This window comes from Bradyrhizobium sp. USDA 4486, assembly GCF_054057995.1.
The window spans coordinates 6238027-6262236 of sequence record NZ_JBSRZV010000001.1; the positions used below are offsets into that span (position 1 = coordinate 6238027).

Annotated in this window: 19 protein-coding genes and 2 pseudogenes; 14 read left to right on the top strand and 7 right to left on the bottom strand. The window is 65.5% G+C overall.

The window, feature by feature from the left end; all coding sequences use genetic code 11:
* Nucleotides 1-125: 125 nt before the first annotated feature.
* Nucleotides 126-1241: an FUSC family protein gene (locus tag ACVWY3_RS29405; RefSeq protein WP_456841597.1), complete on the bottom strand. Its 1116-nt coding sequence runs from the start codon at nucleotides 1239-1241 to the stop codon at nucleotides 126-128.
* 123 nt (nucleotides 1242-1364) lie between these two features.
* On the opposite strand from ACVWY3_RS29405, the gene ACVWY3_RS29410 reads away from it, so the two are divergent.
* Complete coding sequence (locus ACVWY3_RS29410; RefSeq protein ID WP_456841598.1) at nucleotides 1365-2732, top strand: MmgE/PrpD family protein; 1368 nt, start codon at nucleotides 1365-1367, stop codon at nucleotides 2730-2732.
* A 323-nt stretch (nucleotides 2733-3055) separates the two neighbouring features.
* On the opposite strand, the gene ACVWY3_RS29415 is transcribed toward ACVWY3_RS29410, so the two are convergent.
* The 3 genes from ACVWY3_RS29415 to ACVWY3_RS29425 form a co-directional block, all read right to left on the bottom strand.
* Nucleotides 3056-4501, bottom strand: coding sequence for a serine hydrolase domain-containing protein (locus ACVWY3_RS29415; protein ID WP_456841599.1), 1446 nt, complete (start codon nucleotides 4499-4501; stop codon nucleotides 3056-3058).
* Nucleotides 4502-4642: 141 nt separating this feature from the next.
* Nucleotides 4643-5701: a helix-turn-helix domain-containing protein gene (locus ACVWY3_RS29420; protein ID WP_456843487.1), complete on the bottom strand. Its 1059-nt coding sequence runs from the start codon at nucleotides 5699-5701 to the stop codon at nucleotides 4643-4645.
* A gap of 53 nt (nucleotides 5702-5754) precedes the next feature.
* Complete coding sequence (locus tag ACVWY3_RS29425) at nucleotides 5755-6327, bottom strand: GNAT family N-acetyltransferase (protein ID WP_456841600.1); 573 nt, start codon at nucleotides 6325-6327, stop codon at nucleotides 5755-5757.
* Between the two features lie 64 nt (nucleotides 6328-6391).
* Here ACVWY3_RS29425 and ACVWY3_RS29430 point away from each other — a divergent pair, with 64 nt between their 5' ends.
* From ACVWY3_RS29430 to ACVWY3_RS29440, 3 genes are all read left to right on the top strand, one after another.
* Entirely contained in the window at nucleotides 6392-7309 is a 918-nt protein-coding gene (locus ACVWY3_RS29430; protein WP_456841601.1) for a pirin family protein, read from the top strand.
* A gap of 63 nt (nucleotides 7310-7372) precedes the next feature.
* On the top strand, nucleotides 7373-8287 hold the full coding sequence (locus ACVWY3_RS29435; RefSeq protein ID WP_456841602.1) for a phosphoribosylaminoimidazolesuccinocarboxamide synthase: 915 nt from the start codon (nucleotides 7373-7375) through the stop codon (nucleotides 8285-8287).
* Nucleotides 8288-8534: 247 nt separating this feature from the next.
* Nucleotides 8535-10751 (top strand): SLC26A/SulP transporter family protein, encoded by a 2217-nt coding sequence (locus ACVWY3_RS29440; protein ID WP_456841603.1) that lies wholly within the window; start codon nucleotides 8535-8537, stop codon nucleotides 10749-10751.
* A 145-nt stretch (nucleotides 10752-10896) separates the two neighbouring features.
* Here the strand turns inward: ACVWY3_RS29440 and ACVWY3_RS29445 are convergent, their stop codons facing one another.
* Both ACVWY3_RS29445 and ACVWY3_RS29450 read right to left on the bottom strand, forming a co-directional pair.
* Nucleotides 10897-12387, bottom strand: coding sequence for an NAD-dependent succinate-semialdehyde dehydrogenase (locus tag ACVWY3_RS29445; protein WP_456841604.1), 1491 nt, complete (start codon nucleotides 12385-12387; stop codon nucleotides 10897-10899).
* 177 nt (nucleotides 12388-12564) lie between these two features.
* The gene (locus ACVWY3_RS29450) at nucleotides 12565-12885 is read right to left on the bottom strand and encodes a hypothetical protein (protein WP_194478636.1); all 321 of its coding nucleotides are present in this window, start codon (nucleotides 12883-12885) and stop codon (nucleotides 12565-12567) included.
* A gap of 330 nt (nucleotides 12886-13215) precedes the next feature.
* On the opposite strand from ACVWY3_RS29450, the gene ACVWY3_RS29455 reads away from it, so the two are divergent.
* Entirely contained in the window at nucleotides 13216-14409 is a 1194-nt protein-coding gene (locus tag ACVWY3_RS29455) for a serine hydrolase domain-containing protein (RefSeq protein WP_456841605.1), read from the top strand.
* A gap of 241 nt (nucleotides 14410-14650) precedes the next feature.
* Here ACVWY3_RS29455 and ACVWY3_RS29460 read toward each other — a convergent pair whose 3' ends face one another.
* Complete coding sequence (locus ACVWY3_RS29460; protein ID WP_456841606.1) at nucleotides 14651-15652, bottom strand: adenosine kinase; 1002 nt, start codon at nucleotides 15650-15652, stop codon at nucleotides 14651-14653.
* A 124-nt stretch (nucleotides 15653-15776) separates the two neighbouring features.
* On the opposite strand from ACVWY3_RS29460, the pseudogene murJ reads away from it, so the two are divergent.
* From murJ to miaB, 9 genes and pseudogenes are all read left to right on the top strand, one after another.
* Nucleotides 15777-17328 (top strand): annotated as a pseudogene (murJ, locus tag ACVWY3_RS29465) (murein biosynthesis integral membrane protein MurJ).
* Nucleotides 17329-17402: 74 nt separating this feature from the next.
* Nucleotides 17403-18455: a tryptophan--tRNA ligase gene (gene trpS, locus ACVWY3_RS29470; protein WP_456841607.1), complete on the top strand. Its 1053-nt coding sequence runs from the start codon at nucleotides 17403-17405 to the stop codon at nucleotides 18453-18455.
* A 106-nt stretch (nucleotides 18456-18561) separates the two neighbouring features.
* A complete protein-coding gene (locus ACVWY3_RS29475; protein ID WP_456841608.1) occupies nucleotides 18562-19056 on the top strand; it encodes a universal stress protein in 495 nt (164 codons plus the stop codon).
* A 295-nt stretch (nucleotides 19057-19351) separates the two neighbouring features.
* Nucleotides 19352-19921, top strand: coding sequence for a NifU family protein (locus ACVWY3_RS29480; RefSeq protein ID WP_456841609.1), 570 nt, complete (start codon nucleotides 19352-19354; stop codon nucleotides 19919-19921).
* Between the two features lie 196 nt (nucleotides 19922-20117).
* Nucleotides 20118-20810, top strand: a complete 693-nt coding sequence (tsaB, locus tag ACVWY3_RS29485) for a tRNA (adenosine(37)-N6)-threonylcarbamoyltransferase complex dimerization subunit type 1 TsaB (protein ID WP_456841610.1) — start codon at nucleotides 20118-20120, stop codon at nucleotides 20808-20810.
* Nucleotides 20807-21293 (top strand): annotated as a pseudogene (gene rimI / locus ACVWY3_RS29490) (ribosomal protein S18-alanine N-acetyltransferase). Before tsaB ends, rimI begins: the two are co-directional and overlap by 4 nt.
* A 38-nt stretch (nucleotides 21294-21331) precedes the next feature.
* On the top strand, nucleotides 21332-21787 hold the full coding sequence (locus ACVWY3_RS29495) for a Fur family transcriptional regulator (RefSeq protein WP_456841611.1): 456 nt from the start codon (nucleotides 21332-21334) through the stop codon (nucleotides 21785-21787).
* 98 nt (nucleotides 21788-21885) lie between these two features.
* On the top strand, nucleotides 21886-22566 hold the full coding sequence (locus ACVWY3_RS29500; RefSeq protein ID WP_456841612.1) for an HAD family hydrolase: 681 nt from the start codon (nucleotides 21886-21888) through the stop codon (nucleotides 22564-22566).
* A 191-nt stretch (nucleotides 22567-22757) separates the two neighbouring features.
* A complete protein-coding gene (miaB, locus tag ACVWY3_RS29505; RefSeq protein WP_456841613.1) occupies nucleotides 22758-24152 on the top strand; it encodes a tRNA (N6-isopentenyl adenosine(37)-C2)-methylthiotransferase MiaB in 1395 nt (464 codons plus the stop codon).
* Nucleotides 24153-24210 lie beyond the last annotated feature (58 nt).

Below are 24210 nucleotides of genomic sequence, written 5' to 3' on the forward strand. Positions count from 1 at the left end.
AGGCTAATCGGGATCGGAGCCTGCTGAAATGGCGGCCACGCACTCCGTCCTCATCCTGAGGAGCCCGCGCAAAGCGGGCGTCTCGAAGGATGGCCGCAGGGAAGCCGCTTCCATGTGCCATTGCCCTACTCCGCCACGCGCGCGGACTTGCCGCTTGCTGCCTCCGACCATTCGCCGACGACGCGGTCGAGATCGCAGAGGTTCTGGTGCATCTGCTCCAGCGAGAAGCCGAGCGCGAAGAAACGCTCCGCGGTGTCGCCGGGATGGCCGCGGATCAGGCCATCCTGGCGCACGGCGGCGACCGCCTCGGCATAGTGCTGAAGCGCGACGTGGACGGGATGGATCGGCGGCGCGCCGGCGCCCTCGCGCAAGGCCGCAGCGGCCGCGCGCAGGAAGCGCGCGATCACCGTGGAGACCTCCGTCAGGGGCGCAGCGAGCCGCATCTGCACCTCGACCGGCAGCGGCACCACGGTGGCGCGGCCGATCATCACGACGTCATGGCGCAGCCGCAGCACGGTGCGCAGCAAGGGACCCGTGTCGGGCCCGCTCGACAGCCGCGCGGCGCGCTCGCGCTCGGCCTCGGCGCCGATGGCGTTCATGCCGACCATCGCGGTGCCGATGCCGTCCTGGATCCGGTGCAGCGCGTCGTTGTCGCGGCCGCGCGTCAGGCCGGCGAGCAGCTCGGTGAAGGCATCGGCGATCAGCTCGAGCAGCTTTGCCGCACTGGCGCGGATCTGCCGTACCGCGCGCGAGGGCAGCACCAGGAACGACACGAGCAATCCGGTGACCGCGCCGACGCCGACCTCGCTGACGCGGTCGATCGCCGAGGTCATGGGATCGGAGTGATGCATGGTCGGAACCAGCAGCACGATCACGGCCGTCACCGTCGCGGCGCTGAGGCTCGGATTGATCGCGGCGATGAAGGCGAGCGGGGCGACCGAGAGCACCAAGAGGCCGAGCAGACCCGCCTCGCTCGAGTAGGGGATCAGGATCGCGATGGCGCCGCCATAGATCGCGCCGCCGATGGTGCCGAGCACATAGTCACGCGTCGCCTTCAGCGAGCGCCCGACGCTCATCTGGGTCACGATCAGCGAGGTCAGGACAGCCCAGAGCGGCAGCAAGAGATGCAACGCGGTGGCGATCGCATAGGCCGCGGTCGCGGCCACGGTGACGCGGATCGCCAGTCCCAGCTGCGTGCGTCGTGACCGGATCCGCTCGAAAGCCTTCTTCGCGAATGTCATCGTCAGAAGCCCCGCTCCAGTCCCTCGCAACCAAGCCAAAGCATAGCTGATGCCCGCGGAAGCAAGGCGGCTTGAAAGGCCAAATCAGCCCGCCTAACTTGCGCGCCAAAACGAGGAAACACGATGGCCCACGAAACCGCAACGCTCGCCGCCTATGTCGTCAATCTGAAATACCAGGATATTCCGGCGGAGGTGCTGGATCGCGCCAAGGTGCTGACGCTGGACTTCCTCGGCAGCGCCATCCGGGCTCGCAGCGAGGCGGAATCCACCCCCTCGATCCTGAAGATGCTGGAGGCGCTCGCGCTCGACACCAAGGGCGAGTCCACCGTGTTCGGCGACACAAAGACCTGGACGCCGGCGGTCGCAGCGCTGCTCAATGGCGCGCTGGGCCATTCCCTCGACTTCGACGACACCCATGCCGATTCATCGCTGCATCCGAGTGCGCCGGTGGTTCCGGCCGCCTTTGCCGTCGGCGAGATGGTCGGCGCGTCCGGGCGCGACGTGCTGACCGCGATCGTCGCGGGCTATGAGGTGTGCTGCCGGCTCGGCAACGCGCTCGACCCGACCTCGCATTATGCGCGCGGCTTCCATCCGACCGCGACCGCCGGCATCTATGGCGCCGCCGCGGCGGCTGGAAAGCTGTTCGGCTTGTCCGAGAAGCAGATCATCTCCGCCTTCGGCGTGTCCGGCAGCCAGGCCGCGGGCTCGCTGCAATTTCTGGTCAACGGCGCCTGGAACAAGCGCTACCAGGTCGGCGCCGCCGCGATGAATGGCGTGATCGCCGCGACGCTGGCGCGCAATGATTTCGTCGGGTCGACCGAATCGGTCGAAGGCAAGCACGGCCTGCTCGCCGGCTACACCGACGATGCGCATCCGGACAAGGCGGTGGCCGAGCTCGGCAAGAGCTACGAGACCATGAAGATCGGCGTCAAACCCTATCCGAGCTGCCGCTACACCCATGCTGCGATCGACGCGCTGATCGCGATGCGGCGCGACCACAATCTGACCCCCGACCAGGTCAAGCGCGTCGAGATCGGCCTGCATCGCAACGGCATCACCCTGACCGGCGATGCGGCCACCAAGCGCCATCCGCGCTCGATCGTCGGCGGTCAGTTCTCGATGTTCTTCACCGGCGCGCTCGCGCTCGATCAGGGCTCGTTCGGCTGGGACGATTACAACCGCCTTGGCGACGCCGCCATCGACGCGCTCGCCGACAAGTTCGACGTGGTGCAGGACGACCGGCTCGAGGTCGGCCGCACCCATCCGTTCGGCGCGCGCGTCAGCATCACCACGGATGATGGCGTCCATGAGCGGCTCTACGCCGATCCCTCCGGCGAGCCGACGTCGTTTCCCGACACGCAGGCCATGCAGCAGAAGTTTCTGACCTTGGCCCGCCCGGTGCTGAACGCGCGGGCGGAGAAGTTTGCCGACGCGATCATGACGCTGGAGCGGTTCGACCGCGTGGCGCAGGCGACGGAGCTTGCGAGGTAGGAGGCGTCTCTTCGCCTCGCCCCGCTTGCGTGGAATGCGCGCGAACTCTCCGCGAATCCGACTCTCACCTCCCTCGCGGAGACTCCCCTTCACCCCAACGCTCTCCCCTCAAGCGGCAGGGCAATCGCATATGGCTTGCACGATGCGGCGGCATCGGCACTGGGCTCCCTCTCTCGCTTGCGGGAGAGGGTTGGGGAGAGGGTGTCTCCGCAACGGGATAATCCCCCAGAGGAAAGAGCCCTCACCCGCCGCGCTCTGCGAGCGCGTCGGCCTCTCCCGCAAGCGGGAGAGGCGGAGCAAGCCCGCAGACAGTCCCGTGAACTTCATGTGCGATTCCCCTGCCGCAAACAGGGCAAGGGGGAAGAGGTGGGGTGCGTCGCCGCCACCACATCGCGTACGAGATCGAACACGCCGTCTGCTTCCGGCGGCCAGTTCGGCGAGCGGCCCATCCGCACGATCACCAGCTTCTCGGACGGGATCACGATGGTGTACTGCCCGATCGTGCCCTTGGCGAAGAAGGCATCGCGCGGCCAGCCGTGTGTGACGCGAAAGTTGGCGCCAAAGCTGTCGCCCTGGTTGGTCCAGAAGCCGGCGCCGATGCCGACCCATCCGCCCGGCGTCGCCGTGGCCGAATAGTTCACCCAGCCCTCCGGCAAGATGCGCTTGCCGCCCACGATCCCGTCATCGAGATAGAGCTGGCCGAAGCGCGCCCAGTCGCGCGCGGAGGCGAGCATCTCGCTCGAGCCCTCGATCGTGCCTGAACCGTCGAGCTGGAGCGTGACATGGCGCATACCGAGCGGCGCGAACAATTCGCGGCGCGCAAAGCGGAGCGCATCTGCGGGACTGCCGCCGGCGGCATTGCGGATCAGATGCGAGAGGATGAGCATGTTGCCGTCGTGATAATTCCACGCCGTGCCCGGCGCGGTGGCAAGCGGAATGCTCTCGGCATAGGCCGCCATGTCGGTCTCCATGAACTTCATGCGGTTGACTGGCTCGAACGCCGAACCGAGCGAGGCCTGCAGCGAGCTGCCGAGCGCGAGGCCCGCGGTATGGCGCAGCAGCTGATCGACGGTGATCACACGGCGTGGATCGTCGGCATTCTTCCAGGCTGCGACCGGCGCGGGCGCGTCGAGCTTCAGCTTGCCCTGGCGCACGAGGATTCCAATGAGCGCCGAGATCATGGACTTCGTCATGGAGAAGCTGAGCAGCGGCGTCTCCGGCCCGGTGCCGTCGGCGTAGCGCTCGGCGATGATGCGGCCCGACTTCATCACGACGATCGCGCGGGTGCGGCGGTAGGGCGGCTGCGCGGGCTCGGTGAAGGCGCGATCGAGCGCCGCAGCGAGCTCGGGAGTTTGCGGCGGCACGATCGAAGGGCCGGCGATCTCCGACAATAGCGCGGGCTGCCTCTCGTCCGGCGGTGGCGCGACGTCGGTGATGCCACTGCCGTGCTCGAGCGTGCAGCCGAGCCCCTCGCGATAGACGGCGTGGCTGCGGCCGACGCCAAACAGCGTCACGGTGACGTCCTTGCGCGCGCGGTCGACGTGATAGTCCATCGCCCAGGTGATCAGCCCGGTCCCGGGCATGGCGTCGTTGGTCTCGGTGAAGTTGCGGCGAGGGTCGAGGCCGGAGACGAACGTCTCCGAGCACAGGATGTCGGCGACGAACCCGGTCGCGACCTTTGGTACGTCGCGGGCCCGTGCGGCGCCGAGCGCGAGGCCGGCAGCGGCGATGGTGGTGGTGAGGAGGACGATCTGGCGGCGGCGGGTCACGGCTTTTCTCCGGCTGGGGACGTGGCGGGAGGAAGCCGGAACCGGCGGAGGAGCGCTCGCCGGATTTGGAACAGGGCCTGATTGAAGTCGTAGCGGGCTGGTCGATTTTGAAATAGTTCAGCGATTACAGCGCCTTAAAATCTAGACCGCATTCACCTTCAGCCGCCGATACTCCGTCGGCGTCACGCCCGTGACTGCCTTGAAGGCACGATTGAACGGGCCGAGCGACTGGAAGCCGGCGTCCATGGCGATGGTGATGACGGGGACTTCGGCCTGGGCGGGATCGGCCAGCGCGGCCTTGGCTTCCTCGATGCGGTGGTTATTGAGGAACACATTGAAGTTGCGGTAGCCGAGGCGCTGGTTGATCAGCCGGCGCAACCGGTATTCGGGAATTTTCAGCCGGCCCGCCAGCGCGCCAATGGTGATGTTCTCCTGGCGATAGATCCGCTCGTCCGCCATCAGCCGCATCAGGGCTTCGATGAGCTTTTGATCGACGGCGTCATCCGTGGCTTGCGGACTGAAAACGACCGCTGGCGCGGCCTCCGCGGCAACCGAAAACAGATCGCCTTCATCGACGCGCATCATCGTACAGGCAATGGCCGCGACGATGCCGGCGAGCACACCGGCGTTGATCGTGTTGCCGACGTCGCCGACGCTGTCGGCAACCAGGATCTGAAGCACTGCATTCAGCCCACCATAAAGTGCGGCGGCGCAGGCAATGAAGACGCGAACATTGCGGCGGCGCTCAACCAGATCGGCTGGCCACGACTTGATCATCTGCGCGACTGCGAGCGCGATGAATCCCAGCACGATCAGATTGACGACCTTCACGGAGAATCGCGCGTTTCCGCCCGGTGCGATCCAGAGACATCCGGCAAAGCTGAACGCAGTCACCGCAGCCCAGATCATCCCGTGCCACCAGCGCAGGCGGAACTCATCGTCGAACAGCGCGCGTGTGAACAGCCAGAACACGACGATATTGCCGGTCGACAGCGCGATCAGCGGCGCGTGCCAGCCTGCGGCCAGAGAAGAGACGCCGACCGAGTAGCTCGCCGCATGCGCGGCCGATCCGAGTGCGAAGGCCGTGCCGAGCCGCCCCGCCAGCACGTTGCGGAAATCGGAGACCAATGATGCCGCCAGCACCAGCAACAGCGCCACGCTGGCGGCGCGGAAGGCGAGTTCGAGGTTGGTCAGCAGCATCCGGTCGGTCCGCTTCGTCGGCGCCATGAACTTAGGTCAGATCGGAGATCGATTCAATTTTGCCGGCGCCACAAGGCCCGCGACGTGATCCAGGCGTCGGCAGGCTTGCCGAACAGGTCGATCTGTCGCTCCTTCCGTGCACCCAGGCTGCGCGCCACGGCTTGCGATGGCACGTTCTCGCTCTCGATGCAGTGCATGATCTCGTCGATCTCAAAACTGTCGAACGACCAGTCGATCGATGCGCGGGCCGCCTCGACCGCATAACCCTTGCCGCGATACTCCCTGGCAATGCCCCAGCCGACCTCGAAGGCGGGCCAGCCCGGCGGGCACCAGGGACCGACGCGCCCGACATATTTGCCGCTGGATTTCTCCTCGACCGCGAACATGCCAAAGCCATAAAGCGCCCAATGCCCGGACATCACGGCGGCGTTGCGCCAGCCGCCGATCTCGGTGGTCACGGGCTTGCCGTCCGGCGCGATGAAGCGGGCGGTGCCGGGATCGGTCAACATGGCGGCGTTCGGCGCGACGTCGCTGGCGCGCCACGGCCTCAGGATCAGGCGTTCCGTCTCTATTCTGGGACCGGTGGCCTGGAGCAGAACGGCGCCATGCTTGAGCGGCGGAATCATCAGTCTCCTCCCGTTCCCATCATTGTTCTGCTACGATCATACCAGCAAAGAACAGGAGTCCACCATGAGCTGGCAGCCCTTCAACGATCCGGTGCTCGGTGATCCCATGTCCTGCGACGCGCTCGATCTCGTCATCGTGCCGCGCACGCGCGATCTCGGCGACGGATTTCAGGTTCGACGCGCGCTGCCGCATGGCAAGCGGCAGATGGTCGGGCCCTTCATCTTCTTTGATCATTTCGGACCGGTGCAGTTCGTCTCCGGCAAGGGCATGGATGTGCGGCCACATCCGCATATCGGGCTTGCCACCGTCACCTACCTGTTCGACGGCGCCATCATGCATCGCGACAGCGAGGGCAACGTCCAGGAGATCTCGCCGGGCGCGATGAACCTGATGACGGCCGGCCGCGGCATCGCGCATTCCGAGCGCACACCGGATGCACAGCGCGCGTCCGGGCAGAAGATGCTGGGCCTGCAAAGCTGGATCGCGCTGCCGGCTGGATCGGAAGAGATCGCCCCCTCGTTCCAGCATTACGCCGCGGGCGATTTGCCGATGATCTCCGAGCGCGATTTCACCGCGCGAGTGATCGCGGGCTCCGCCTTCGGCATCACCTCGCCCGTGTCGATGGTGTCGCCCTGGTTCTATACCGAGGTCACGGCGGTGGCGGGCGCGACCGTGCCGCTCGACCCCGATCAAGAGGAGCGCGCGATCTATATCGTCGACGGCGAGGTCGAGATCGCCAATGAGCGCTTTGAGGGGCCGCGGCTGCTGATCTTCCGCCCGGGCGACCGCATCACCGTGAAGGCGCTCAAGGCGACGCGGATGATGTTTCTCGGCGGCGATGCGCTGGAAGGCCCGCGCCACATCTGGTGGAATTTCGTCTCCTCCAGCAAGGAGCGCATCGAGCAGGCCAAGCAGGACTGGAAAACCGGCCGCTTCGCCGCGGTTCCGCAGGAACATGAGTTCATTCCGCTGCCGGAATAGGCTAATCCGGTTTCCGGCCGCGCCATCAGACGCGGCCGGACGTCCCGTGCGAAAGCTTACCCGATGGCCACCATGCTCTCCAGCAACCTGCCGCTGCCGAAGATCGGCCGTGGCAAGGTGCGCGATATCTACGCCGTCGACGACGACCGCCTGCTGCTCGTCACCACCGACCGCATCAGCGCCTTCGACGTCGTGATGGGCGAGACCATCCCGATGAAAGGCGCGGTGCTGACGCAAATCAGCGCGTTCTGGTTCGGCAAGCTCGAAGGCGTGGTGCCGCATCACATGATCAGCGCCGACACCGACGAGATCATCGCCGCCGTGCCTGCGCTGAAGCCGCATCGCGCCGAGATCCTCGGCCGCGCCATGCTGTGCAAGCGGACCAGAGTCTTTCCGATCGAATGCGTCATCCGCGGCTACCTCTCGGGCTCGGCCTGGAAAGAGTACGCGGCCAGCGGCACGCTCGCCGGCGAGAAGCTGAAGGCAGGTCTCGTCGAAAGCGAGAAGCTGAAGCCTTCGATCTTTAGCCCGGCGACCAAGGCCGAAAGTGGCCATGACGAGAACATCACCATCGCGAAGATGCGCGAGGTCGTCGGCGAAGAGGTCGCCTACACGCTCGAGAGCATGACGCGCGCGGTCTACACGCTCGGCGAGGAGCTGGCGCGCGAGCAGGGCATCATCATCGCGGACACCAAGTTCGAGTTCGGTCGCGACAAGGACGGCCGCATCATCCTGATCGACGAGGTGATGACGCCGGATTCCTCGCGCTTCTGGGCGGTCGACGCCTACAAGCCCGGCCAGCCGCAGGCGAGCTTCGACAAGCAACCCTTGCGCGACTATCTCGACGTCGAGCGCCGCGCCGGCCGCTGGAACGGCGACGCCCCAGCGCCGCCTCTGCCGGCCAGCGTGGTGGAGGCTACCAGCAAGCGGTATCTGGAGGCGTATCGGCGGGTGACTGGTAAGGAGCTGACGATTTAGGCCCTCGCAGCCTCAAAAACCGGATGCCTCGCCCGGATGAGCGAAGTGCAATCCGGGCCACGAGGAGACGTCGGCTGCCCAACTCTCCAGATATGTCCGGCAGAGCGCGACGAAACATCGTGGCGAGGGACATCCCCATGGTCCTCGATCCCGATCTTCATCAACGGCCGTTGAAAGACCGGACCGTCCGGTTGCGCTAGGGTCGCAGCCTCCGACCATTCAAGCAGAGGATGCGGGCGACCAGCGCGTGGCAGATTCGACAATTCATTCCACTTCGTTTCTCCGCTTAAGCCCGATCGTCACACGCGCGCTGCACGACGTGCTCGGTGGCGCCGCCGCAAGCGTCCTGACCGTCACCCTGGGGCTCTCTTATGCGGTCCTGATCTTCGCCGGCCCGCTGGCGCCCTATTTGAGCTACGGCGTCGGCGTCACCTTCGTGGCATCAGCGGTTCTCGCTCTCGTCATCGGCGTCGGAAGCTCGTTACGGTTTGCGATCGCCGCGCCGGAGGCCTCGACGGCCGCCGTGACCGGGATCGTCGCCTCCTCCCTGGTCGAACGGATCGTTGAAGCGGACCCCACTGCGCCGCTCCTGGCTCCGCTCCTCGTCACCTTCGGTCTCGTCAGCATTGCCACCGGCCTCGTGCTCTGCGCTTTCGGAGTGACGCGGATCGGCCGGGCCATTCGCTACGTGCCGTATCCCGTGGTCGGCGGCTTCCTCGGCGCGACGGGCTGCCTGATCCTCCTGGGAGCTATCAGGGTCATCACCGACCAGCCACTTCAGGTGGCGACGCTCGGAAGCTTCGCCAATACGACCACGGCGCTCGAGATCGCCGCCGCCTGCGCGATGGCCGCCGTGCTCTATCTGACCTGGCATCGCTCTCGCGCGCCAATGGGGCTGCCGCTCATCCTGATCGCAGGGACACTCGCCGCGCATCTTGCGCTTTGGCTCGCCGGCATTGCGCCGGCAGACGCGCGGGCGCTGGGGTGGACTTTCCATCCGCCGGAGCAGATCGGGCTGGTGTGGCCGTGGTCAGTGCAGGCGCTTGCCGATCATCCCTGGTCCACGCTGCCGGAGCTGTTCGGCAATCTCATCGCCGTGATCTTCGTCACCGCGTCGAGCACGCTGTTCAACACCACCGGCGTCGAGGTCGCGACGCACCGCGAGGCCGACCTCGAGCGCGAGTTGAATGTCACCGGCTTTGCGAACATCCTTTGCGGCGCGCTGGGCGGATACACCGGCTGCATCTCGGTCAGCCGTTCCATCCTCAACTTCTCCGCCGGCGGGCGCGGCCGGCTCTCCGGCCTCAGCGCTGCGGCGATCTCGGCTTCGATGCTGGTCATCGCGCCGACGCTGCTCGGCTTCATGCCGAAGCTCGTGCTCGGCGGGCTGCTGGTCTATCTCGGCAGCGACACGCTGCACAAATGGATCGTGCAGTCGCGGCGGCGGTTGTCGAGGCCGGAATATCTGTCGCTGCTCGCGATCATCCTCATCATCCTGAAATGGGGATTCATTGCCGGAATCCTGATCGGCGTCGTGATCGGCTGTGGGATCTTCGCCGTGAGCGCCTCGCGCATCAGCTCCGTCAAGTTCGGCTTCGACGGCTCCGAATATCGCTCTTCCCTCGACCGATCGCGCCAAGAGCGGGCGCTGTTGGCTGCCCACGGCAGCAACATCCAGGGCCTGAAACTGCAGAGCTACCTGTTCTTCGGCTCGGCCAATCGTCTGTACCAGCATGTCAAGGCGCTGCTACACCTGCATCCGGAGTGCCGCTTCCTGGTGTTCGATTTCACGCTCGTCACCGGCATCGACTCCTCGGCCGCCTACAGCTTTGACCAGATCAAGCGTGCGGCGCGGGAGCGTGGCGTCGAACTCGTGCTGGTGCATCTTCCGACCAGTGCGGCCAAGGCGCTGCGCGCCAGCGGCTTCATCTCGCACGAGGTGCTTGTCGTTGAGGAGCTCGACCATGCCCTGGAGCGGTGCGAAAACGAGATCATTGCCCTGCATCGCGGCCATGCGCAGGAGGAGGCCTCCTTGCGCGACTGGTTCACGCAGATCCTCGGCGACGAAGACGATGCCGCACAATTAAGCCGCTGCTGCGAACGTCTCGAGGTCGTCGCCGGCGAGGTCATCGTGCAGGCCGGCGATCCCGCGGATTCCATGCATTTCGTCCTCGACGGCCGCGTCGGCGTCATGGTGCCCGCCGAGGACGACCGCACGACGCGCGTGCGCAGCCTCGGCCGCTACACCACGATCGGCGAGATGGGCCTCGTGTCACACGCCCCGCGCAGCGCGACGATCCAGGCTGAAGTCGACAGCGTGCTCTACGTGCTGAACACGCACCAGTTCGACGCCATCAAGGAGGAAGATCCCGCGCTCAGCCACAAGCTGCTGACCTATTTCGTGTCAGTCATGGCCGAGCGGCTGACGTTCGCGAACCGGACGATCGCGGTGCTGCGGCGGTAAGAGTTGTGCTGCCAAGCCCCGTGATAAGGCAGTTGGCGTGACCCATTGCGCGGCCTTGGCACAATGGCTCCGGGCGCCCATTTCCAACTATGGTCATGCGTACCATTGGTTCTCCGAGCACGACAGGCGCTCGAAAGCGAGGGCCTTAGACCCCCGCCATCATCACGTATTTGATCTCGACATATTCTTCCATGCCGTGGCGCGAGCCTTCGCGGCCAAGGCCGCTCTCCTTGACGCCGCCGAAGGGAGCGACTTCCGTCGTGATCAGGCCGGTGTTGACGCCGACCATGCCTGATTCCAGCGCTTCGGCGACGCGCCAGACACGGCCGAGATCGCGGGAGTAGAAGTAGGAGGCAAGACCGAACGGCGAGGCGTTGCACATCGCGATCACGTCGGCCTCGTCCTTGAAGCGGATCACCGGCGCGAGCGGGCCGAAGGTCTCTTCCTGCGAGACCAGCGAGTCCGGCTTGACGTCGGCGAGCACCGTCGGCTCGAAGAACGAGCCGCCGAGCTCGCTGCGTTTTCCGCCGGTGACGATTTTGGCGCCGCGCTTCACCGCATCGGCGATGTGGCGCTCGACCTTGTCGACGGCCTTCATGTTGATCAGGGGCCCCTGGGTGACGCCGCTTTCGGTGCCGTCGCCGATCTTCATCGCCGCGACCTTCTTCGAGAGCTTTTGCACGAACTCGTCGTAGATCTTGTCCTGGGCGTAGATGCGATTGGCGCAGACGCAGGTCTGGCCCATGTTGCGGTATTTCGAGACGATGGCGCCTTCGACCGCCGCATCGATGTCGGCGTCGTCGAACACGATGAACGGCGCATTGCCGCCGAGCTCAAGGCCGAGCCGCTTCACGCCGACGGAGGCCTGCTGATAGAGGATCTTGCCGACCGCGGTCGAGCCGGTGAAGCCGACGAAGCGCACCGCCGGATGCTCGCACAACACCTTGCCGATCGGCGGCGCATCGCCGGTGATGATGTTGAGCACGCCCTTTGGGATACCGGCCTTTTCCGCGAGCACGGCCAGCGCCAGCGCCGACAGCGGGGTCTCGTTGGCGGGCTTAAGCACCACGGTGCAGCCCGCGGCCAGCGCCGGCGACACTTTTCGCGTGATCATGGAGTTTGGGAAATTCCACGGCGTGATCGCGCCGCAGACGCCGATCGGCTGCTTGATGGCGAGCAGCCGCGCATCGGGCCGCTGCGTCGGGATGGTCTCGCCATAGACGCGGCGGGCCTCTTCGGCGAAGAACTCGATATAGGCGGCGCCGATGTCGACCTCGCCGAGCGCTTCCGACAGCGGCTTGCCCTGCTCTGAGGTGAGGATCAGCGCGAGGTCCTCGCGGTTGGCGATGATCAGCTCGAACCATTTGCGCAAAATGTTGGAGCGCTGCTTTGCGGTGTGCTTGGCCCACGCCGGGAACGCACGCTCGGCGGCTTCGACGGCCTTGGTGGTCTCGTCCGCACCAAGCTGCGGGACCTTCGCGATCTCGACACCGGTTGCCGGATTGTTGACGGCGAAGACGGGCGTGCCGACCCAGGCGCCATCGATGTAGCAGGCCTCCTTCAGCAGCGAGGGATCCTTCAACCGGTCGCGCAGGGTGGTGGCTTGCGTGGCGCGTGCGGCGGCGGTCGGGGTCATGGCGTTGCTCCTCGGACATCGATTTGGTCCCGAATATAGGGGCAGGCGGTGCGCAATGCACCGCCCGGCAACGCACATCTGATGGGAGCTAAGCTGGGAGCAGCGTTTACCTCACCTCTCCCTAAGGGAGCGGTAGGCATCGTGAGCTCGGCAACAGCTCAACGCGGTCGTCGGTGGTTACGCCGCGCCGCTCATATAGGTCTCGCGCCGGCCAATCATGCGCTCGGCGGCCGCCTTGGCATCCGCCTTCGAGGAGGTCGCGCAAGTCCGGTATTCGAGATCGGGAACGTCGGAGGTATCGCGGCGGCCAAACCAGGATTTCGAGCCGACCGGCAGCAGCGCCAGCGACTGCGCGAGATTGTCGACCGCGCCGAACGAGTAGAGTGCGCCGGTGCCGGCGATCCGGACCTCGTAAATGCCGGGCGAGATCGGCGCCTCCAGATTGTCCCCTCGTCCGGGACGGGGATAGCGCTTCCATTCGCTCCAAGTCGAAATCATTTGAGGTCCCCTCGCGGTCATGGACGGCCGCAAATTGCATCAAGTTCTAACGTCAGGCGCTGATCGGGCCATGTGCTGAACGCCGCAACGCACAAAATGTTTCAAGTGCTTCAAACATTGAAAACATATCGCCTATGCCCATCCAAGGTCATGGTGAGTTGCGGCCGTCCACCGCAAATTGCAGTTCAGCGCGTCTTGTCGTCCTGCGGCGACAGCGCACCGTCAAGTCACGACATCGCGACCGGCGCGCAAGTTGAGATACTTGCCGCACGCGACCTCCGGGAGGACAATCGATCACTTCCAACAATAATCAAACCGGAGGAAACGCGTATGCGAAGCCAAGCTGAGATCGACGAGATCCTGCGCCAGAAGAGCGACGCCAAGGAAATCCCCGGCGTCGTCGCCATCGCCGCGAGCGGCAGCGACGTGCTGTATCACGGCGCGTTCGGCAAGCGCGATTTGTCGAAGCCCGATGCGATGACCGAGGACAGCGTGTTCTGGATCGCCTCGATGACGAAGGCGGTGACATCGGCGGGCGCGATGCAGTTGGTCGAGCAAGGCAAGCTCTCGCTCGACGCGCCGATCGGCGACGTGCTGCCCGACCTCGCCAAGCCGCAGGTGCTCGAAGGCTTCGACGCCGCGGGCGAGCCGAAGCTGCGGCCGGCGAAGGGGCCGATCACGCTGCGCCAGCTCATGACCCACACCGCCGGCTTCTGCTACGACATGTGGAACGGCGAGTTCGCGCGCTACATGGAGAAGACCGGAACGCCCGGGATCATCACCTGCCAGAACGCCGCACTGAAGACGCCCGTCATGACCGATCCCGGCACGCGCTGGGAATACGGCACCAACATCGATTTCGTCGGCAAGGCGGTGGAAGCCGTCAGCGGCAAGCGGCTCGACGCTTACCTGCGCGACAACATGTTCGCACCGCTCGGCATGAGCGACACCGGTTTCAAGATCACCGACGACATGCGCAAGCGCCTCGTCGGCATGCATGCCCGCGGCGCGGACGGCCAGCTCGCCTCGATCCCGTTCGAGCTCGAGCAGACCCCGGAATTCCACATGGGCGGCGGCGGGCTCTATTCGACTGCCGCCGACTACATCAAATTCACCCAGATGATCCTCAACAAGGGCCACGGCAACGGCAACCAGGTGCTGAAGCCCGAGACGGTCGCAACGATGGGGCAGAACCACATCGGCGATCTCGCCATGGGCAAGCTGACCACGGCGGCCCCGATGTACACCAACGACGTCGATCTCTATCCCGAGCAGGTGAAGAAATGGGGCCTCAGCTTCATGATCAACACGGCCAGGACCGCTGAGGGCCGCAGCGCGGGCAGCCTCGCCTGGGCGGGCCTCGCCAACACCTATTACTGGATCGACCCCGCGCGCGACGTCACCGGCGTGATCCTGATGCAGCTCTTGCCGTTCGCGGACGGAAAGTGCCTTGAGGCGTTCGCGGCCTTCGAGCGCGGCGTGTATGCCGGGCTCGATGCGGGCAGCGGGAAGAAAGCGGCGTAGTTGCGCGTCTCTGTCCCCGCGTCATGGCCGGGGGCTTGTCCCGGCCATCCACGCCTCACCGAGTGGTACGAAGAACGTGGATGCCCGGGACAAGCCCGGGCATGACGGCTGAGTGCTTGACGCGCGCCTGCATCAACGTCGTCATTGCGAGCGCAGCGAAGCAATCCAGCGTCTTTCCGCGGAGACAGACTGGATTGCTTCGTCGCTGCCCTCCTCGCAATGACGGGGAGAGAGCGAGGGCCTAAACCGTCAGCCCACGCTGCTGGGCGAGCTGCTTCAAGGACACCTGCGGGCGGGCGCCGATGTGCTGGATCACTTCGGCGGCCGCAAGCGCGCCGAGCTCGCCGCACTGCTTGTGCGACAGATCGCGCGCGAGGCCGTACAGGAAGCCGGCCGCGAACAGATCGCCGGCGCCGGTGGTATCCACCAATTGCTTGATCGGCGAAGCGGGAGCTGCGACCGCGTCAGTCGGCGTCACCACCACGCAGCCCTTCTCGCTGCGGGTGACGACGCCGAGCTTAACGTCGTTGCGCAGCTGCTTCAGCGCGGTGTCGAAATCCGAGGTCATATAGAGCGAATGCAGCTCGGACTCGTTGGCGAACACGATGTCGACGGTGCCGCCCCGCATCAATCCCAGAAACTCGTCGCGGTAGCGATCGACGCAGAACGAATCCGACAGCGTCAGCGCCACCTTGCGCTTGGCCTCATGGGCGATGCCGGCCGCCTTGACGAAGGCGTCCTTGGCGTTCTTGGGGTCCCAGAGATAGCCCTCGAGATAGACGATGCCGGCCGCCGCGATCTCGGCCGGATCGATGTCGGCGGGCGACAGGTCCTGCGCGGCGCCGAGATAGGTGTTCATGGTGCGCTCGCCGTCATCCGTGACCAGGATGTAGGAGCAGCCGGTGGCGGGGCCGTCCTTCGCGGCGGGCGTGTTGAAAGCGACGCCGGCGGCGCGGATGTCGTGGACATAGAGCTTGCCGATCTGGTCGTCCTTGACCTTGCCGACATAGGCGGCGCGTGCGCCCAGGCTGCCGATGCCGACGATGGTGTTGGCGGCCGACCCCCCCGAGACTTCCGTGGCCGGGCCCATGTCTGCGTAGATCGCGGCCGCCCGCGCCTCGTCGATCAGGGACATGCTGCCCTTCGTCATCGCATGCTTGGCCAGAAAAGCCTCGTCGGTCCTGACCAGCACGTCGAACAGCGCGTTGCCGATGCCGAGAACGTCATATTTCACGTCAGCCATTCACCTTGATCCTGTTTGGCGGATTGCGATACCCGGCAAAATCCGCTTCCTGTCGGCCTGAAATCCGGCTCGCGGCCTATCACGACCGGGCCTGCACGGGCAAGCAACGGTATTATAACGGGCCATGATCCGCTCCTTCCTGACCGTCTCGACGGGAACACTGGCCTCGCGGCTGCTGGGCTTTGCCCGCGATTCCCTGATCGCGGCGCTGCTCGGCACCGGGGCGGTGGCGGATGCGTTCCTGGCCGCCTTCCAGCTCGTCAATGTGGTGCGGCGCCTGCTCAGTGAGGGTGCGCTGAATGCGGCGCTGATCCCGGCCTGGTTGCGCGTCCGTGAACGCGAGGGCGAGGCGGCCGCCTCCGCCTTCGCAGGCCGCGTGCTCGGCACGGTGAGCGTGGCGCTGATCGCGCTCTCGATCGTCATTGCGCTGGTGATGCCGCTGATCGTCACGATCATCGCGCCGGGATTCCTCAGCAGCGGGACGCTCGATCTCGCGGTTCAGAACGCGCGGCTGATGCTGCCTTATCTCGCCTTCGCCGGCCCGGTCACGGTGCTGATGGGACTGTTGAACGCCCGGGGGCGGTTTGCGTTGACTGCGTTCTCGCCGCTGCTGTTCAATATCGCGCTGATCGCCGTGATCGCGATGCTGCTCGCCTGGCACGCCGATGCGGTGCTCGGGGCGTGGATGCTGGCGGCGACGGTCGGCATTGCCGGCCTGCTGCAACTCGCGATGCTGCTGTCGCAGCGAAGCGGACGGCTTGCGACGCCGCTGCGCGTCAGCTTCGACAAGGAGATGCGCGGCTTTTTCGCCAAGGCCATCCCCGGCATGATCGCAAGCTCGGGGCCGCAATGGCTGATGGTGGCCGGCGCGATTATCGCTTCGGCGACGCCCTCCGCCGTGTCCTGGCTCTATTTCGCCAAACCGCCTGATCGAGCTGCCGCTCGGCATCGTCGGCGTCGCCATGGGCACCGTGCTGGTGCCGGAGCTGACGCGCGCCGTCGGGAGCGGCGATCGCGATACGGTGGCGCATGCGGAATCGCGCGCGCTGGAGCTTGCCACGGGGCTTGCGCTGCCCGCCATGCTCGGCCTGATCGTGCTGGCCGAGCCGATCGTGCGGCTGCTGTTCGAGCATGGCGCCTTCGGCGCCGAGGACAGCGTCGCCACTGCACATGCGCTGATGTGGCTGGCGCTGGGTCTGCCTGCCCACGTGCTGATCAAGGCGCTGTCGCCGGCCTTCTTCGCCCGCAGCGACACGATGACGCCGCTCATGGCCACGGCCAAAGGCTTTGTCGTCGCGGTCGCTCTCGCCGTCCTGCTCGGCCATGTCTTCGGCGCGAGCGGGATCGCCGCGAGCATCGCGGCCGGCGCCTGGAGCAGCGCGCTTTCGCTGCTCCGGAAAGGCAACAGCAAATTCGGCTTCTCGGTCGATGCAGCCGCGCGAAAACGGCTGCCACGGATCGTGCTCGCCGCGGTCGCCATGGGCGGCCTGCTCTGGCTGACCATGGATCTCATCCCTGACGAAGCGCACGGCCTGATCCGCTTCATCGTCCTGGGCGCGCAAATCGGAGCCGGGATCGCCATCTACGGGCTGCTGCTGCAAATCCTCGGCGCCGCCTCCTGGCGCGAGGCGGTCAGTGCCTTGAAGCGGCCCGTCACGAAGGACCAGCGCGCCTGAAGCAAGCGAATTACCCTTGACGGGGCAGCGCCGCTGTTGGAAACGACGGCCGAATACCTATGGGAAGGCTTACCATGCCATTCGTTGAACGGGTCTTTTCGGGCGTCCAGCCGACCGGCAATCTGCACCTCGGCAATTATCTCGGCGCGATCGTCAACTTCGTGAAGATGCAGGAAACCCACAACTGCATCTATTGCGTCGTCGACATGCACGCGATCACGCAAGGCGTGGACGTCTGGGGCGGCCCGGCCGAGCTCGCGCGCAATACCCGCGAGGTGACCGCGGCCTTCATCGCCAGCGGCATCGATCCCAAGAAGCACATCGTGTTCAACCAGAGCCAAGTCTCGGGCCATGCCGAGCTCGCCTGGATCTTCAACTGCGTCGCTCGCATGGGCTGGCTCGGCCGCATGACCCAGTTCAAGGAGAAGGCCGGCAAGGATCGCGAGAACGCCTCCGTCGGGCTGTTCGATTATCCCGTGCTGATGGCGGCCGACATCCTGCTCTACCGCGCCACCCACGTTCCGGTCGGCGAGGACCAGAAGCAGCATCTCGAGCTCTCGCGCGACATCGCGCAGAAGTTCAATAATGACTTCGGCGAGTCGATCCGCAACAACGGCGCCAATGACGGCCTGTTCTTCCCGCTGCCGGAACCCTTGATCACGGGCCCGGCGACGCGCGTGATGAGCTTGCGCGACGGCACCAAGAAGATGTCGAAGTCGGACGCGTCCGACAATTCGCGCATCAATCTGACCGACGATGCGGACACCATCGCGCAGAAGATCCGCAAGGCGAAGACCGATCCCGAGCCGCTTCCGACCGAGGAGAAGGGCCTGGAAGCGCGCCCCGAGGCGGACAATCTCGTCGGCATCTTCGCCGCGCTCTCCGGCCGCCCCAAGGCCGACGTGCTCAGGGATTTCGGAGGCGGCCAGTTCTCCAGCTTCAAGAACGCGCTGGCTGAGCTATGCGTGACCAAGCTCGCGCCGATCGCTGGCGAGATGAAGCGCCTCGTCGCCGACCCCGGCCATATCGACACCATCCTGAACGACGGTTCCGATCGCGCCCGCGCCATCGCCGAGGAAACCATGAACCTGTCGAAGGACATCGTCGGCTTCATCCGCCGGCGCTAAAGCGCATCCGCGACATACGGCCGGCGTCAGGGCGCCGGCCGCTTCTCCCCTCCCCAATTTTGCGGGAGTGTGGCAGCATGCCAGCCGTGCACATTCCGGGACATGCATGACCAGCAAGCGACTTTGCTTCGAGCCGGGTCACAAGCCCAAATGCCTCGTCATCGTCGACGACACCGCCGAATGGGATCGCGCGGTCTACTATGCGAGCCGCTGGGCGATCCGCGCCGGCGGCGGCGTGGTGATGCTGCGCATCATCGAACCCGAGCAGCAGAGCCAGGAATGGCTGGGGGTCGCCGAGATCATGCGCGCCGAGGCGCATGAAGCGGCAGAGGCCGCGCTCGACCGCGCCGCCGGCAGAGCGAACGGCATCGCCGCGATCACGCCGGAGCGGGTGATCCGCGAAGGCGCAGCGATGGAACAGCTGCTCGCTGTCATCGACGAGGACCCTGATATCGCCATGCTGGTGCTCGCCGCCAGTCCGGGCGCCGAAGGTCCCGGGCCGCTGGTCGCACTGCTCGCGCATGAGCTGGGCACGTTCCCGGTGCCGGTGACGATCATCTCGGGCGCGCTCAGCGACCAAAGCGTGGATTCGCTATCGTAGGCTTGCAGCCAGCCCAATATTCGTCATGCCCGGGCTTGTCCTGGCTTGTCCCGGGCATCCACGTTCTTGGCGCGACGAAGCAAGGCGTGGATGGCCGGGACATAGGCGAGCGGAAGCGACGCCCTCCTTCGGACGGCTATGCCCGGCCATGACGTCGCGGAGGCGCTTTAACTCCCTAACCCCCTGAAATAACAGCAAAACACCCTCGCCGCCCCTTGATCGTGCGTTCGCCGTCGCCATCTGCTAGTGGATGGAGCACGCGCCGGCCTTGAACCGGCGACGTCTGGAGAAAACCATGTTCATTCAAACCGAAGCCACCCCCAATCCCGCCACGCTGAAGTTCATTCCCGGCCGCGTCGTGGTCGACGGCAGTCCGATGGAATTTTCGAGCCGCGAATCGGCGGCGCGCTCGCCGCTGGCGGAAAAGCTGTTCGACGTGCCCGGCGTCACCGGCGTGTTCTACGGATCGGATTTCATCACCGTGACCAAGGCGAGCGGTGAGTGGCAGCAGCTCAAGCCCGCGATCTTAGGTGCCATCATGGAGCACTACATGTCCGGCGCGCCGCTGCTCGCCGACGGCACCGCGACCAGCGATAACGATCTCGACGACCAGGACGAGTTCTTCGACGAGGCCGATGCCGAGACGGTCGACATGATCAAGGATCTGATCGAGACCCGCGTGCGGCCGGCGGTCGCCAATGACGGAGGCGACATCACCTTCCGCGGCTTCAAGGACGGAATCGTCTATCTCAACATGAAGGGCGCCTGCTCCGGCTGTCCGTCGTCGACCGCGACGCTTCAGCACGGCATTCAGAACTTGCTGAAGCACTTCGTGCCCGACGTGGTCGAAGTCCGGCCGATGTAAAAGGTGCCGTAGGGTGGGCAAAGGCGCGTTTGCGCAGTGCCCACCATGTACCTGCGATAGAGATGGTGGGCACGCTTCGCTTTGCCCCCTACGAAATGCGGCGCTGTCGGGGGCTACGAATAGTGAATGACGAATGGCGGATAGGCGTCTGCTTCGCTAGACTGATCGTTATTCGCCACACGCCATTCGTTTTTCCATGTTGATCCTCGCCATCGATACTGCGCTCGACGCTTGCTCTGCGGCCGTGCTCGACACCGAAACGGCCGAGCTGCAAGCGCAGGAATCCCTGCCGATGAAGCGCGGTCATGCGGAAGCGCTGATGCCGCTGATCGCGCGGGTGATGAAATCGGCAGATCTTGCGTTCACCGCGCTCGACCGCATCGCGGTCACCACCGGCCCCGGCAGCTTCACCGGCCTGCGGGTGGGCATCTCGGCGGCGCGCGGGCTTGCGCTCGCAGCCGGCAAGCCGACGGTCGGAGTGACCACGCTGTCGGCCTATGCCGCGGCTATCGTCAGCCGGAACGAGGCGGCGCCCGTGATCTCCGCGATCGATGCCCGGCATGATCACGTCTATTTCCAGATCGTCGCCGGTGATGGCAGCCAGCTGGTGCGGCCGGGCGTTGCTGCCATCGACGAAGCCATCGCGGCCTCGCAGTTCGGCGCCCCGCATCTGGTCGGCAATGCCGCACACATCCTCGCCGAGCGCTGGCCAACAGACGCAGCGCAGCCCGTTGCGGTGGACGCGCAACCCGCGCCGGATATCGACTGGGTCGCCTGGCTTGGCGCGGCGGCCGCTCCCGAGACAAATCCGGCGCGGCCGTTCTATCTGAAGGCGCCCGACGCAAAGCCACCTGCGCTGCCGCCGCTCGCACAAGCCGCAACCTCATGATGAGATGGCTTTCGGAGTGGTGGCGCGGCGGCACCGCCGCCGTCGAGCCCGCCTCCGCGCGCGATGCCGCGCGGCTCGCACAGCTGCATGGCGCGTCGTTTGCGCGCGGCTGGGGCGAAAGCGAATTCGAAAGCATGTTGATCGAGCGCAACACGCTGGTGCATCGCTTGCGCCTCGGCCGCAAGACGATCGGCTTTGCGGTGTCGCGGATCGGCGCGGACGAGGCAGAGATCCTCTCGATTGCGGTCGACCAGGCCCATCGCGGGCCGCGGCCTCTCCCGGACACTGCTGATGACCCATCTCGGCCACCTTGCCGGGCGCGGTGTGCGCACAATATTTCTCGAAGTCGAAGAAAATAACCAACCGGCGCGGCGGCTCTATGATGGGGCCGGATTCGTGGTGGTGGGGCGCCGCGAACGCTACTATAAGCAGGCCAACGGGGAACAATTGAACGCCCTTCTGATGCGACGTGACTTGTCGTAACATCGATGGCAGAAAGCGCCCCGCCAGGCAGACACATCATGACCGCACTGAAACCTTCTTCCGCTTCCAAGGCGTCCGGCATCGAGGCGCGCTGTGCCGCCACCGGCATGCGCATGACCGAGCAGCGCCGTGTCATCGCCCGCGTGCTGGCCGAGGCGGTCGATCATCCCGACGTCGAGGAATTGTACCGGCGCTGTGTCGCCGTCGACGACAAGATCTCGATCTCGACCGTGTATCGCACCGTCAAGCTGTTCGAGGATGCCGGCATCATCGAACGCCATGATTTCCGCGAGGGCCGCGCGCGCTACGAGACGATGCGCGACAGCCATCATGACCACCTCATCAATCTGCGCGACGGCAAGGTGATCGAGTTCACCTCCGAAGAGATCGAGAAGCTGCAGGCGGAGATCGCCCGCAAGCTCGGCTACCGCCTGGTCGACCACCGGCTCGAGCTCTATTGCGTCCCGCTCGACGACGACAAGCCGACGAATTGATGAACCTATCTTTCGGCGAGCTCTCTTCCCCTCTCCCCGTTGGGGAGAGGTGGCAGGACCCGCATCGCCCAGATCATTTCAACCTCGCCGCACACTGAATGCCCATAGATCTCATCATCTTCGATTGCGACGGCGTGCTCGTGGACAGCGAGGCGATCTCCTGTCGCGCGCATGCCGATGTGCTGACGCGGCACGGCTATCCGATCACGTCGGCAAAGGTGTCCGAACGCTTCCTCGGCCGCTCGACAAAACAGGCTAATCTCGAGATCGAAGCCGAGCTCGGCCGTAAATTGCCCGAAGCCTATCACGGCGATCTGCAGGACGAGCTGTTTCGCGCCTTCGAAGCCGACCTCGAAGCGATCCGCGGCATCCACGACGTGCTCGACGTCCTTACGCAACGTGTCTGCGTTGCCTCGAGCGGTTCGCATCCGCGCATGCAAGTGAGCCTAGGGAAGACAGGGCTCTATGATCGCCTCGCGCCAAACATCTTTTCGTCCTCGCAAGTGACGAACGGCAAGCCCGCACCGGACCTGTTCCTGTTCGCGGCCAAGGAAATGGGCGTGCCGCCCGAGCGCTGCGTCGTGATCGAGGACAGCCTGGCCGGCATCGCCGGCGCGCGGGCCGCCGGCATGACCGTGTTCGGGTTCTGCGGCGGCAGTCATTGCGGCGCCGGCCATGCCGAGACCCTGCGCCGGGCCGGGGCCGACCTGACCTTCTCCGACATGCATCAATTGCCGGAGCTGGTCCGGCAGGTCGCGGCGGACGCCCTCGCGGGGTGATTTCGGCCGCTCAGCGTCATTCTGGGGCCCGCACGGCGCGCGTGAAATGCGGAATCCAGAGGTTTTGGCGCGAGATTCCGCCCTCGCGCTGGCGCGAGCCCCGGAATGACGGCTGAAAGTGCCCCGTTCGCTGGATTTTCGGCCCTCCAGCCTATATCTGAGGGCCGTCCTCCACCTCAATGCCGGGTTCCATGACGCCGCCGCGCAAGCTGCACATCAAATCATATGGCTGCCAGATGAACGTCTACGATGCCCAGCGCATGGTGGACACGCTGGGTCCGGAAGGATTCGTGGAGACTGATAGCGCCGAGGACGCCGACCTCGTCATCCTCAACACCTGCCATATCCGCGAGAAGGCCTCGGAAAAGGTCTATTCCGAGCTCGGCCGGCTGCGCGTTGCCAAGGACGAGGCGGCGCGCTCCGGCCGCGCGATGCAGATCGCGGTCGCCGGCTGCGTGGCGCAGGCCGAGGGCGAGGAGATCGTGCGCCGCGCGCCGGTCGTCGACGTCGTGGTCGGGCCGCAGAGCTATCATCACCTACCTGATCTGCTGAAGCGCGCCGGCCATGAAGGCCGTGCGATCGAGACCGAGTTTCCGGCCGCCGACAAGTTCGGCTTCCTGGCGCAGCCCAAGCCTGACGCGATCCGCGCGCGCGGCATTTCCGCCTTCGTCACGGTGCAGGAAGGCTGCGACAAGTTTTGTACGTTCTGCGTCGTGCCGTACACGCGAGGTTCGGAAGTCTCGCGCCCGGTCGCAAAAATCGTCGACGACGTGAAGCGGCTCGCCGATAACGGCGTGCGCGAGCTCACGCTGATCGGCCAGAACGTCAACGCCTATCATGGCGAGGGCCCCGACGGAAAAATCTGGCCGCTCGGCCGCCTGCTCGAGCATCTGGCGACGATTCCCGGCATTGCGCGGCTGCGCTATTCGACCAGCCATCCCCGCGACGTCGATGACAGCTTGATTGCAGCCCATCGCGATCTCGAGGCCTTGATGCCGTTCGTGCACCTGCCGGTGCAGTCGGGCTCCGACCGGATTCTCGCCGCCATGAACCGCAAACATACCGCCGATGATTATCGGCGCGTCATCGACCGTTTCCGTACCGCGCGCCAAGACATTGCTTTTTCATCAGATTTCATCGTCGGCTTCCCCGGCGAAAGCGAGCAAGATTTTCTCGCCACCCTCGCGCTTGTCACGCAAATCGGCTACGCTGCGGCATATTCGTTCAAATACTCCGCCCGGCCGGGAACGCCGGCTGCGGATATGCAGGAGACGGTGTCCCCCGCCGAGATGGACCAGCGATTGGAGCGGCTCCAGGAACTGATCGACAGCCAGCAATCGGCCTTCAACAAGGCTGCGATTGGCTCAACGGTCGACGTGCTGTTCGAACGTCCGGCGCGCAAGGACGGCCAGATCGTCGGCCGCACCGCATTCCTCCAGCCCGCCCATGTGATGGCCTCGCCCGACATCATCGGACAGATCCTGCCGGTCAGGATCGACAGGCTCGAGCGCTACAGTTTCCTTGGCGAGCTCGCCACAACGCGCAGCGCGCGCGAGCCCGCTTTATCGCAAGCCACTGGAGCCTGAACCCTTGCCCAAAAGTGCATCGGATTCGTCTTCTATCGCTCCCAGCCGCAAATTTGAC

Coding starts and splice junctions, on each gene's coding strand:
- ACVWY3_RS29405 (WP_456841597.1), bottom strand. CDS start 1,241: ATGACATTCGCGAAGAAGGCTTTCGAGCGGATCCGGTCACGACGCACG.
- ACVWY3_RS29410 (WP_456841598.1), top strand. CDS start 1,365: ATGGCCCACGAAACCGCAACGCTCGCCGCCTATGTCGTCAATCTGAAA.
- ACVWY3_RS29420 (WP_456843487.1), bottom strand. CDS start 5,701: ATGCTGCTGACCAACCTCGAACTCGCCTTCCGCGCCGCCAGCGTGGCG.
- ACVWY3_RS29425 (WP_456841600.1), bottom strand. CDS start 6,327: ATGATTCCGCCGCTCAAGCATGGCGCCGTTCTGCTCCAGGCCACCGGT.
- ACVWY3_RS29430 (WP_456841601.1), top strand. CDS start 6,392: ATGAGCTGGCAGCCCTTCAACGATCCGGTGCTCGGTGATCCCATGTCC.
- ACVWY3_RS29435 (WP_456841602.1), top strand. CDS start 7,373: ATGGCCACCATGCTCTCCAGCAACCTGCCGCTGCCGAAGATCGGCCGT.
- ACVWY3_RS29445 (WP_456841604.1), bottom strand. CDS start 12,387: ATGACCCCGACCGCCGCCGCACGCGCCACGCAAGCCACCACCCTGCGC.
- ACVWY3_RS29450 (WP_194478636.1), bottom strand. CDS start 12,885: ATGATTTCGACTTGGAGCGAATGGAAGCGCTATCCCCGTCCCGGACGA.
- ACVWY3_RS29455 (WP_456841605.1), top strand. CDS start 13,216: ATGCGAAGCCAAGCTGAGATCGACGAGATCCTGCGCCAGAAGAGCGAC.
- ACVWY3_RS29460 (WP_456841606.1), bottom strand. CDS start 15,652: ATGGCTGACGTGAAATATGACGTTCTCGGCATCGGCAACGCGCTGTTC.
- trpS (WP_456841607.1), top strand. CDS start 17,403: ATGCCATTCGTTGAACGGGTCTTTTCGGGCGTCCAGCCGACCGGCAAT.
- ACVWY3_RS29475 (WP_456841608.1), top strand. CDS start 18,562: ATGACCAGCAAGCGACTTTGCTTCGAGCCGGGTCACAAGCCCAAATGC.
- ACVWY3_RS29480 (WP_456841609.1), top strand. CDS start 19,352: ATGTTCATTCAAACCGAAGCCACCCCCAATCCCGCCACGCTGAAGTTC.
- tsaB (WP_456841610.1), top strand. CDS start 20,118: ATGTTGATCCTCGCCATCGATACTGCGCTCGACGCTTGCTCTGCGGCC.
- ACVWY3_RS29495 (WP_456841611.1), top strand. CDS start 21,332: ATGACCGCACTGAAACCTTCTTCCGCTTCCAAGGCGTCCGGCATCGAG.
- ACVWY3_RS29500 (WP_456841612.1), top strand. CDS start 21,886: ATGCCCATAGATCTCATCATCTTCGATTGCGACGGCGTGCTCGTGGAC.
- miaB (WP_456841613.1), top strand. CDS start 22,758: ATGACGCCGCCGCGCAAGCTGCACATCAAATCATATGGCTGCCAGATG.